Source organism: Pseudomonas glycinis (assembly GCF_054871425.1).
On the sequence record NZ_JBTYHF010000001.1, the window covers coordinates 597,551 to 608,890 of the forward strand.

The 11,340-nt window shown below is 60.2% G+C and carries 9 protein-coding genes and 1 pseudogene; 3 read left to right on the forward strand and 7 right to left on the reverse strand.

Annotated features, from left to right (window positions below; genetic code table 11):
- Nucleotides 1-86 precede the first annotated feature (86 nt).
- Together ACYSTU_RS02635 and colR are read right to left on the reverse strand one after the other, a co-directional pair.
- The gene (locus tag ACYSTU_RS02635) at nt 87-1,370 is read right to left on the reverse strand and encodes a sensor histidine kinase (RefSeq protein ID WP_110646244.1); all 1,284 of its coding nucleotides are present in this window, start codon (nt 1,368-1,370) and stop codon (nt 87-89) included.
- Complete coding sequence (gene colR, locus ACYSTU_RS02640) at nt 1,360-2,043, reverse strand: two-component system response regulator ColR (RefSeq protein ID WP_016773421.1); 684 nt, start codon at nt 2,041-2,043, stop codon at nt 1,360-1,362. Before colR ends, ACYSTU_RS02635 begins: the two co-directional genes overlap by 11 nt.
- Nucleotides 2,044-2,252: 209 nt before the next feature.
- On the opposite strand from colR, the gene ACYSTU_RS02645 reads away from it, so the two are divergent.
- On the forward strand, nt 2,253-2,996 hold the full coding sequence (locus ACYSTU_RS02645; protein WP_136492800.1) for a phosphatase PAP2 family protein: 744 nt from the start codon (nt 2,253-2,255) through the stop codon (nt 2,994-2,996).
- A 190-nt stretch (nt 2,997-3,186) separates the two neighbouring features.
- Here the strand turns inward: ACYSTU_RS02645 and groL are convergent, their stop codons facing one another.
- From groL to ACYSTU_RS02665, 4 genes are all read right to left on the reverse strand, one after another.
- Entirely contained in the window at nt 3,187-4,833 is a 1,647-nt protein-coding gene (gene groL / locus ACYSTU_RS02650) for a chaperonin GroEL (protein WP_016773419.1), read from the reverse strand.
- Between the two features lie 50 nt (nt 4,834-4,883).
- Nucleotides 4,884-5,177, reverse strand: coding sequence for a co-chaperone GroES (locus tag ACYSTU_RS02655; protein ID WP_007916610.1), 294 nt, complete (start codon nt 5,175-5,177; stop codon nt 4,884-4,886).
- 259 nt (nt 5,178-5,436) lie between these two features.
- A complete protein-coding gene (locus ACYSTU_RS02660) occupies nt 5,437-5,913 on the reverse strand; it encodes an FxsA family protein (protein WP_016773418.1) in 477 nt (158 codons plus the stop codon).
- 71 nt (nt 5,914-5,984) lie between these two features.
- On the reverse strand, nt 5,985-6,710 hold the full coding sequence (locus tag ACYSTU_RS02665) for a HugZ family pyridoxamine 5'-phosphate oxidase (protein WP_136492798.1): 726 nt from the start codon (nt 6,708-6,710) through the stop codon (nt 5,985-5,987).
- 163 nt (nt 6,711-6,873) lie between these two features.
- Between ACYSTU_RS02665 and ACYSTU_RS02670 the strand changes: the two genes are divergently transcribed.
- The gene (locus ACYSTU_RS02670) at nt 6,874-7,632 is read left to right on the forward strand and encodes an SDR family oxidoreductase (RefSeq protein ID WP_136492797.1); all 759 of its coding nucleotides are present in this window, start codon (nt 6,874-6,876) and stop codon (nt 7,630-7,632) included.
- A 176-nt stretch (nt 7,633-7,808) separates the two neighbouring features.
- Here the strand turns inward: ACYSTU_RS02670 and apbC are convergent.
- Nucleotides 7,809-8,858 (reverse strand): annotated as a pseudogene (gene apbC / locus ACYSTU_RS02675) (iron-sulfur cluster carrier protein ApbC); the annotation flags it as partial.
- A gap of 320 nt (nt 8,859-9,178) precedes the next feature.
- Here apbC and metG point away from each other — a divergent pair.
- A complete protein-coding gene (gene metG, locus ACYSTU_RS02680; RefSeq protein WP_498995746.1) occupies nt 9,179-11,230 on the forward strand; it encodes a methionine--tRNA ligase in 2,052 nt (683 codons plus the stop codon).
- Nucleotides 11,231-11,340 lie beyond the last annotated feature (110 nt).

An 11,340-nucleotide genomic window follows, 5' to 3' on the forward strand; every position in this document is an offset into this window, starting at 1 on the left:
ATTGTGAAAATTCTGTCAGGTAAATCTGCAAAGTATTACAACGTTATACAGGATTTAGACAGGTGGGCGGGAGTAGCCTCGATCCACTATTTGCTGGCATTCACGCCAAGATCTACCTCGAATCGGCAGCCATTGGGCTCCATCGTGCTCAAACTGACCGTCCAGCCCTGGTTTTCGCAGATACGCTGGACCAGCGACAGGCCCAAGCCGAGACCCTCGCCACGTTTCTCGCTACCGCGCACAAACGGCTCGAACATCGCCTCGCGTTTTTCCTCGGGAATACCCACCCCTGAGTCCTCGACGACAAAACCGTTGGCAGTTAGGGTAAGGCGAATGAAACCCTCTTCGGTGTAATGCAGTGCGTTACGCAGCAAGTTGCCCATCACCGCATTGAGCAAGGTCGCGTTGTAACGTGTGTCCGGTGGATCGCCCGGCTCGAACATCAGCTTCAGGCCCTTGCGCTCGATCGGCTCGCGCCACAGGCACAGCAGGCTCTCGGCGACTTGCGTGAGGTTTTGCTGCGGCGCGGCGCCGGCCTCTTCGTTCTGTGCGCGCGCCAGCATCAGGAAGGTCTGCACCAGTTCGCGCATCTCCTCGCTCGCCCGGGCAATGCGCTCGACCTGGGCGCGACCGCGCTGATCGAGACCGGGGTTTTCCAGCAGCAGTTCGCAGGAACTGGCGAGGACCATCAGCGGCGTGCGCAATTCATGGCTGACGTCGCTGGTGAACAAACGCTCGCGGTTCAGCGCCTGACGCAAGCGCCCCAGCGTGGCATCGAACGCCACCGCCAGTTCACCGACTTCATCCGCCGCATAGTCCGGCGCCAGGGGCGGCGCCAGCCCGAGCAACTGGTCGCGATGACGGACCTGCCGCGCCAGGCGCACCACCGGCGCCATCACCTTGCGCGCGAGCACCCAGCCAAGAAACACCGCCAGTGCCAGGCTGAGCACGAAGCCCACCAGCACCACGGCAAACAGCACGCGCTCGCGCTCTTCGAAATCACTTTGATCCTGCAGCAAAACATAACGCCGACCATCCACCACTTCGACCATGGCGTGATAGGACAGCTGCTCGCGAAAGACCTCGTGGAAACCGGCATCGAGGTGACGCAGATCCTTGGGCAGGTCGAAATCCCCCGGCCCGCCACTGAAATAGAACAACTGATCCGGCTCGGGGCGATGGCTCCAGTCGGAGACGTTGTCCATCAGCAGCAAACGTTGCAGGTCGCCGCCCAGCCCTGCGGAAATCAGTTTCTCTTCCACCAGGTGCACCGTCGCAACGATGCCCATGGCGAAAGCGCCGGCGACCAGTGCGCTCATCAGCGCAAAGGCGATGATGATCCGCTGGGAAAGACTCTGCTTAAACTCCATCTCGCCCCTCGGCCAAGCGATAACCGACACCGTGCACGGTGTGCAGCAGTGGCTTGGCGAATGGCTTGTCGATCACCTGGCGCAACTGGTGAACATGGCTGCGCAGGCTGTCGCTGTCCGGGCAGTCATCGCCCCACAGCGCTTCCTCGAGAATCTCCCGACGCAGCACGTGCGGACTCTTCTGCATCAGCACTGCGAGCAGCTTGAGACCGACCGGGTTGAGCTTGAGCAGCTTGCCTTCGCGGGTCACTTCCAGGGTGTCGAGGTCGTAGCTCAGATCACCGACCTGCAATGCGCGGCGACCGCCGCCCTGAGCACGGCGCATGACCGCTTCGACGCGGGCCGCTAGCTCGGACAGCGCAAACGGTTTGATCAGGTAATCGTCGGCGCCGGACTTGAAGCCCTGCAGCCGGTCGTCGAGTTGGTCGCGGGCGGTCAGCATGATCACCGGCGTATCACGCCGTGCGTCTTCACGCAGGCGCTTGCACAAGGTGTAGCCGTCGATGCCGGGCAGCATGATGTCGAGCACGATCAGGTCGTAATGCTCGGTCGCCGCCAGATGCAGACCGGACAAGCCGTCTTGTGCGCAATCGACGGTATAGCCTTTCATGCCCAGGTAATCGGCCAGATTGGCCAGGATGTCGCGGTTGTCTTCGACCAGCAGAATTCGCATGGGCACCTCCTCCGAACGGGGTAACGGCCGTCTTGGCCCGCGCAGCTTACGGCCAAGTGTGGCTCAGGGCTAGGGGCGTTTTTTGATAAACCTGCGCTGCGCGCGCTGCGACGTTTTTTTCACTTTCGGTTAACAAATCGCCGACGCCAGCGCGCGCAGACTCCGCGCGATTACGCTCTCTCCTCCGTTCATCGACCAAGGAACCTGCCATGGTGTCGACCTCTGCCCTTCCCGCTTCAAGACCGCTGAACTGGTGGCTGTGTCTGGGCATTCCCGCAGCGGCGGCGATCATTCTGCTGTTGCTCGAACTGACCGATCTGGACATGGTTCTGGCGCAAATGTTCTACGACCCGGTCGCCGGGGATTTCATCGGGCGGCACAGCTATTTTCTTGAAGACATCCTGCATGACCGGGCGAAACAGCTGGTGATCGGCTTCTCGGTGTTTGCCATTCTGGGTTTCATCAGTGCGTTTTTCATCCAAAGGCTGAAACCGTTCAAGCGCGAACTCGGTTGCCTGGTGCTGTCGCTAGGGCTGGCGACTTCGTTTGTTACTCCAGTCAAAGCCGTCACCGCCGTGCAGTGCCCATGGAGCCTGGAGCAATTCGGCGGCCACGAGACCTACAGCAAACTGATGGAGCATCGCCCCGCCACTGACAAGCCGGGACGTTGCTGGCCGGGTGGCCATGCGGCAACCGGGTTTACCTTGTTTGCGTTGTTCTTCGTGTTGCGTGACCGCCGTCCACGACTGGCGCGGCAGGCGTTTGTATTTGCCTTTGCGCTGGGCTCGGTGTTCTCGATCAGCCGCATGATGCAGGGCGCGCACTTCTTTTCGCACAACGTGTGGACGGCGATTTTCTGCTGGCTGATTTGCCTGGGGGCTTATTACTGGGTGCTGTATCGCCCGGCTGGCAAGACTTCGACAGCGATGAACACGCAGCCGATCAATGCCTGAAACAAAGCACCTGTGGGAGCGAGCCTGCTCGCGAATTGTCGGCTCAACTGGCTTGCATGTCGGATGACAGACCGCTTTCGCGAGCAGGCTCGCTCCCACAGGGGGATACCAGTGAGCTTCGAAATTGGGGCAATAAAAAACCCCGCTGACTTTCGCCAGCGGGGTTTTGCGTTACAGGGCCAGGGCTGGCTTACATCATGCCGCCCATGCCACCCATGCCGCCCATGTCTGGCATACCGCCGCCAGCTGCACCTTCTTTCTTCGGTGCGTCGGCAACCGCTGCTTCGGTGGTCAGGATCAGACCGCCGATGGAGGCTGCAGCTTGCAGAGCCGAACGGGTTACCTTGGTTGGGTCCAGGATACCCATTTCGATCATGTCGCCGTATTCGCCGGAAGCAGCGTTGTAACCGAAGTTACCTTTGCCGTTCTTCACTTCGTTGACGACTACGCTTGGCTCGTCACCGGAGTTGGCAGCGATCTGACGCAGCGGCGCTTCAACAGCGCGACGCAGCACAGCGATACCGACGTTCTGGTCAGCGTTGTCGCCGGTCAGCTCGGTCAGTGCTTCCAGAGCACGGATCAGCGCCACGCCACCGCCAGGTACCACGCCTTCTTCAACGGCTGCGCGGGTTGCGTGCAGGGCGTCTTCAACGCGGGCTTTCTTCTCTTTCATTTCAACTTCGGAACCAGCGCCAACCTTGATCACTGCAACGCCGCCGGACAGCTTGGCCAGACGCTCTTGCAGTTTTTCACGGTCGTAGTCCGAGGAAGTTTCGGCAACCTGGGCGCGGATCTGAGCGATACGGCCTTCGATGTCTGCCTGCACGCCAGCACCGTCAACGATGATGGTGTTTTCCTTGGACAGGGTGACGCGCTTGGCGTTACCCAGGTGCTCCAGGGTGGTGCTTTCCAGGCTCAGACCGATCTCTTCGGAGATAACGGTGCCGCCGGTCAGAACAGCGATGTCCTGCAGCATGGCCTTGCGACGGTCGCCGAAGCCCGGTGCCTTGACGGCAGCGACTTTGACGATGCCACGCATGTTGTTCACAACCAGAGTCGCCAGGGCTTCGCCTTCAACGTCTTCGGCCACGATCAGCAGTGGGCGGCCGGCTTTGGCAACGGCTTCCAGCACCGGCAGCATTTCGCGGATGTTCGAGATCTTCTTGTCGACCAGCAGGATCAGCGGGCCGTCGAGCTCGGCAACCATGGTGTCCGGCTTGTTGACGAAGTATGGCGACAGGTAGCCACGGTCGAACTGCATGCCTTCTACAACCGACAGTTCGTTTTCCAGGCCCGAGCCTTCTTCAACGGTGATCACGCCTTCTTTACCGACTTTTTCCATGGCTTCGGCAATGATGTCGCCGATGGAGTTGTCGGAGTTGGCCGAGATGGTGCCGACCTGAGCGATGGCTTTGAAGTCAGCGCATGGCTTGGACAGGGCTTTGAGCTCTTTGACAATGGCGATGGTCGCCTTGTCGATGCCGCGCTTGAGGTCCATCGGGTTCATGCCGGCAGCGACGGCTTTCAGGCCTTCGTTGACGATCGACTGAGCCAGAACGGTAGCGGTGGTAGTACCGTCACCAGCGTCATCGTTGGCACGGGAGGCAACGTCTTTGACCAGCTGCGCGCCCATGTTTTCGAAGCGGTCATCCAGTTCGATTTCTTTGGCAACGGAAACGCCGTCCTTGGTGATGGTCGGAGCGCCGAAGCTCTTCTCGATAACCACGTTACGGCCTTTCGGGCCCAGGGTCGCTTTTACCGCGTCAGCCAGAACGTTGACGCCTTTGAGCATCTTGGTACGGGCGGCATCGCCGAACTTAACTTCTTTAGCAGCCATGATCGATATTCCTTAAATACTTTGTAGTAGCGGGAAAATGAACGGGGATATCAGCCTTCGATAACCGCGAGGATTTCGTTCTCGCTCATTACCAGCAGGTCTTCGCCATCGACTTTCACAGTGTTGCTGCCGGAGTAAGGACCGAACACAACCTTGTCGCCTTCCTTCACGGACAGTGCACGCACTTCACCGTTTTCCAGAGCTTTGCCCGGGCCTACAGCGAGAATCACACCGTGGTTGGCTTTTTCAGCAGCCGAACCTGGCAGGACGATACCGCCAGCGGTTTTCTTTTCTTCTTCGCTGCGACGGATGACGACGCGGTCATGCAGAGGACGAAGCTTCATTGTCGATCTCTCCTAATTGTGGTTTTCATCGGCCGGTGTAGTCCCGGCGGGTTTAACGAATCCGGCCTGCGCCGGTTGCGGTCCGTCGAGCGAACCGCGCAAGTCTGTCCGGTTTGAATACCGGAAACCTTTCGGTGACCGATACATAGGGGCGTACAAGCCGATTACAAGGGCTGGCGGAAAAAATTTTTCATCCAGACACGGTAAATAACAGCCATAAACAAGCACGGCACCCGCAGGTGCCGTGTCGATGCTGATATCACTTGTTGTCGCGGTGTTCGAACTCGCCTTCGATCACATTCGGCTCTCGACCGAGCGGCTCGCGCGGGGCCGGGCCGCCACGGGGTTGCAGGTCGTCGGCGAAGGCACGCTGGCGCATCGCCTGGTCTTCAGCACGCTGGCGCATCTTGTTCGCCAGCAGACGACGGGTGACCGGCAACAGCATCACCAGACCGACCACGTCACTGATGAAGCCGGGAATGATCAACAGGCCGCCGGCCAGTGCCAGCATCAGGCCTTCGAGCATGGTCTGCGCGGGCAATTCGCCGCGATTCAGGCTTTCCCGGGCACGCAATGCGGTGGCCAGACCGGCGACGCGCAGCACGAACACACCGAACATCGAGCCGAGAATGATCAGCAGCAGGGCCGGGAAGAACCCGATTGAGCCTGCCACTTTGACGAATACGAACAGCTCCAGCACTGGAAACAGCAGAAAGAGCAACAGAAAAGGGCGCATCAAAGTTTCCTCAACGCAAGAAATGCCTTGCAGTAAGCCCTAGATGACGTCGCCCTTGCGTGAATTCAAGCTTAACTTTGCGCTTTTTTCGCCCAGGACTGGGCGTGAGCCAGAGAAACCAAGGCCTCGCGCACTTGTGTCGGCGTATTACATGGCGCAGCGAAGGGCAACCAGTAGACGGCCTGACCAATGCGCAGGTGCATGCCTTCGCTGTCGATCCCGGCCAGTTGCGCCGGCACACTGTTCGGCAGCCCGGCCAGCTCGACGTAATGGGCGATGGCCTTGGCGTGGTCGCTGTTCATGTGCTCGACCATGCTGATTTCCGCCTTGCCGGCGAACGGGTTGGCCAAGGTCAGATCGTCGATCCAGTGGATCGCACCAAAGCCGCCGATGTAGCGATGGCGCACCGGATCGAGCACCCAGAAATCGAAATCGTGGGCCTGGTGATAATTCTGCGAGTCGGGGAAGTAGCGGTAATAACGCTCGGCGGCAGCCTCGATGGCGGCCGGGTCTTCGAGTTTCTGCGCTTGGGCCAGATAGGTCAGCCGCCCGACCGCCTGCACATCGTCGGCCTCGCGCTCGCCCACCAGCATCGAACACTTCGGATCTTTCTGCAGGTTATGCGTGTGCTGGGCGATGCGGCTGATCAGGATCAGCGGCCGGCCCTGCTCGTCCAGGCAATACGGCACAACCGAGCCAAAGGGAAAACCCGGCATCGATTTGGAGTGGGTCGACAGCACTCCACGGTATTCCTTGAGAAGCAATTCTCGGGCATTCTTCGCCACTTCAGCGCTCAATTTGTGACTCCTTAAATGGGTTCCGTCTAGAAAACGGACAGGCGCGCAGCGAAAAGTAACCGGCGCGCATCGGGCAGATGTTCGTGTGCAACCAGGCCTGACCGGTGCCGATCGAGCGTTGCCGACAACAAAAACAACTCAGACCTGCCAGCGGGACATGCGAATGCAACTCAACGACAAAGTAATCATTATCACCGGCGGTTGCCAGGGTTTGGGCCGTTCCATGGCCGAGTATTTCGCCGGCAAGGGCGCGAAACTGGCCCTGGTCGATCTGAATCAGGAAAAACTCGACGACGCCGTGGCCGCCTGCAAAGCCAAAGGTGTCGAAGCGCGCAGCTACCTGTGCAACGTCGCCATTGAAGAACAGGTCGAGCACATGGTCGCGCAAGTGGCGGAAGACTTCGGCGCCATCCACGGCCTGATCAACAACGCCGGGATCCTGCGCGATGGTCTGTTGCTGAAGGTCAAGGACGGTGAGATGACCAAGATGAGCCTGGCGCAGTGGCAGGCGGTGATCGACGTCAATCTGACCGGCGTGTTCCTCTGCACCCGTGAAGTCGCAGCGAAAATGGTCGAGCTGAAGAACAGCGGTGCGATCATTAACATTTCGTCGATCTCCCGTGCGGGCAACGTCGGCCAGACCAACTATTCCGCAGCCAAGGCCGGCGTCGCGGCGGCGACCGTGACCTGGGCGAAGGAGCTGGCGCGTTACGGCATTCGTGTCGCGGGCATCGCACCGGGCTTCATCGAAACCGAGATGACCCTGGGCATGAAGCCGGAAGCGCTGGAAAAGATGACGTCGGGCATTCCGCTCAAGCGCATGGGCAAGCCTGAGGAGATTGCCCATTCAGCGGCGTATATCTTCGAGAACGACTACTACACCGGGCGGATTCTGGAGATGGATGGCGGGTTGCGGATCTGACTGTCACCCTGAAACAAATGTGGGAGCGAGCCTGCTCGCGAATGCGGTGTGTCATTCAACCCATTGGTTGCCTGATCTACCGCTTTCGCGAGCAAGCTCGCTCCCACAGGTTTTTCAGCGCTGCCGATGGATCAATCGTCGCTGATGGTGATATTCGGCATCGCCGGCGTGGCCGCTTCCTGCAAGACAACGCGCGCGCCGACGTGGCGGGCCAGTTCCTGATAGACCATGGCAATCTGGCTGTCCGGCTCGGCGATTACGGTTGGCTTGCCGCCATCGGCCTGTTCGCGGATCAGCATCGACAGCGGCAGTGAGGCCAGTAGTTCGACGCCGTATTGGGTGGCCAGTTTCTCGCCGCCGCCTTCACCGAACAGATGCTCGGCATGCCCGCAGTTCGAGCAGATGTGCACCGCCATGTTTTCCACCACGCCCAGCACCGGAATGTTGACCTTGCGGAACATTTCCACGCCTTTGCGTGCGTCGAGCAGTGCCAGATCCTGCGGCGTAGTGACGATCACCGCGCCGGCCACCGGGACTTTCTGCGCCAGGGTCAGCTGGATGTCGCCAGTGCCTGGCGGCATGTCGATGACCAGATAATCCAGATCGCCCCACGCGGTTTGCGTGACCAGTTGCAGCAGCGCACCGGAAACCATCGGCCCGCGCCAGACCATCGGCGTGTTGTCGTCGGTCAGGAAGGCCATCGACATGACTTCCACACCGTGGGCCTTGAGCGGCACGAACCATTTCTGATCCTTGACCTCGGGCCGGGTGCGCTCGGGAATGCCGAACATGATGCCCTGGCTCGGGCCGTAAATATCGGCGTCGAGGATGCCGACTTTGGCGCCTTCGCGGGCCAGCGCCAGCGCGAGGTTGGCAGCGGTGGTGGATTTGCCCACGCCACCCTTGCCGGAAGCGACGGCGACGACGTTCTTGACGTTGGCCAGCCCCGGGATCTGCGCCTGGGCCTTGTGCGCGGCGATCACGCTGGTGACCTCGACGCGGGCGATGACCACGCCGTCGAGGTTTTCGATGGCCAGTTGCAGCAATTGCGCCCAGCCGCTCTTGAACAGACCGGCGGCGTAGCCGATTTCCAGCTGGACATTGACGCGGTCACCGATGATCTCGATGTTTTTCACGCACCCGGCGCTGACCGGATCCTGGTTCAGGTAGGGGTCGATGTATTGGCTGAGGACGGCTTCCACCGCTGCGCGAGTGACGGCGCTCATGGGCAACTCCGATAACAAGACTGGAAAAGATGGCGGCTATCGTACGCTGGACACCGATTTGAGGCGAACAGATTACTTGCGCTGAAAAGCCACTGTGGCGAGGGGATTTATCCCCGTTGGGCTGCGCAGCCGCCCCAAAACTTCCGCCCCCGTTACGTCAGGAGCTGCGTGTGTAACGATATCCACGACTGCTGCGCAGCCGAACGGGGATAAATCCCCTCACCACCCGAGCTCTCAAAGTACCCAGTGGCGCAGGGGTGAAAAATATGCGCCGGCGCTTTATAGTGGCCGACCTCCGTTTCATCAAGTAGCGAAGCCCCATGTCCGAGCCACGCAAGATCCTCGTCACCAGCGCCCTGCCCTACGCCAACGGTTCGATCCACCTTGGCCACATGCTGGAATACATCCAGACCGATATGTGGGTGCGCTTCCAGAAGCATCGCGGCAACCAATGCATCTATGTCTGCGCCGACGACGCCCACGGTTCGGCGATCATGCTGCGCGCGGAAAAGGAAGGCATCACCCCGGAACAACTGATCGCCAACGTGCAGGCTGAACACAGCGCCGACTTTGCCGACTTCCTCGTCGATTTCGACAATTTCCACTCCACTCACGCCGAAGAAAACCGTGAGCTGTCGAGCCAGATCTACCTCAAGCTGCGTGACGCCGGGCACATCGCCCAGCGCTCGATCACCCAGTATTTCGACCCGGAAAAGAAGATGTTCCTGGCCGACCGCTTCATCAAGGGCACCTGCCCGAAATGCGGCACCGAAGACCAGTACGGCGACAACTGCGAAAAATGCGGCGCGACCTACGCACCGACCGACCTGAAGGATCCGAAGTCGGCTATCTCCGGCGCCACCCCGGTGCTCAAGGATTCCCAGCACTTCTTCTTCAAACTGCCGGATTTCCAGGAAATGCTGCAGGCCTGGACCCGCAGCGGCACCCTGCAGGACGCCGTGGCCAACAAGATCGCCGAATGGCTGGATGCCGGCCTGCAGCAGTGGGACATTTCCCGCGATGCGCCGTATTTCGGCTTCGAGATTCCGGGCGAACCGGGCAAGTATTTCTACGTCTGGCTGGATGCGCCGATCGGTTACATGGCCAGCTTCAAGAACCTCTGCAACCGCACGCCGGAGCTGGACTTCGACGCGTTCTGGGGCAAGGATTCGACTGCCGAGCTGTACCACTTCATCGGCAAGGACATCGTCAATTTCCACGCGCTGTTCTGGCCAGCCATGCTCGAAGGCGCCGGCTACCGCAAGCCGACCGGCATCAACGTGCACGGCTACCTGACCGTCAACGGCCAGAAAATGTCCAAGTCGCGCGGCACCTTCATCAAAGCCCGCACTTATCTCGATCATCTGTCGCCGGAATACCTGCGCTATTACTACGCAGCCAAGCTCGGCCGTGGCGTCGATGACCTCGATCTGAACCTCGAAGACTTCGTGCAGAAGGTCAACTCCGACCTGGTCGGCAAAGTGGTCAACATCGCCAGCCGTTGCGCCGGTTTCATCCACAAAGGTAACGGCGGTCTGCTGGTCGACAACAATGCCGCGCCGGAGCTGACCGAGGCCTTCCTCGCCGCCGCGCCGAGCATTGCCGACGCCTACGAGGCCCGCGACTTCGCCCGCGCCATGCGTGAAACCATGGCCCTGGCTGACCGCGCCAACGCGTGGATCGCCGACAAGGCGCCGTGGTCGTTGAACAAGCAGGAAGGCAAGCAGGATGAAGTCCAGGCGATCTGCGCCACCGGCATCAACCTGTTCCGCCAGTTGGTGATCTTCCTCAAACCGGTACTGCCGCTGCTGGCCGCTGATGCCGAGGCGTTCCTCAACGTCGCGCCGCTGACCTGGAATGACCACACCACCCTGCTGGCCAATCACCAGCTCAACGAATTCAAACCGTTGATGACCCGCATCGACCCGATAAAAGTGCAAGCCATGACCGACGCCTCCAAGGAAGACCTGACCGCCAGCCAGACCGACACTGGCGCAGCCGCCCCTGAGGGCAACGGCGAACTGGCCAAGGATCCGCTGTCGCCGGAAATCGATTTCGACGCCTTTGCCGCCATCGATTTGCGCGTCGCTTTGATCGTCAAGGCCGAACACGTCGAAGGCGCGGACAAGCTGCTGCGCCTGACCCTCGACATCGGTGACGAACAACGCAACGTGTTCTCCGGGATCAAGAGCGCGTATCCGGACCCGTCCAAGCTCGACGGTCGCCTGACCATGATGATCGCCAACCTCAAGCCACGGAAAATGAAGTTCGGTATATCCGAAGGCATGGTGATGGCAGCCGGTCCCGGCGGTGAAGAGATCTACCTGCTGAGCCCTGACAGCGGCGCCAAGCCGGGTCAGCGCATCAAGTAAGACGTTGCGATAAAACGATCCCACCGACGTGCTCTGCATGCCGGTGGGATTTTTCATATCTGGCCCGATAGTGCCTACCCTTAAGAGACACCCGCCCGTTTCGCTGGCAG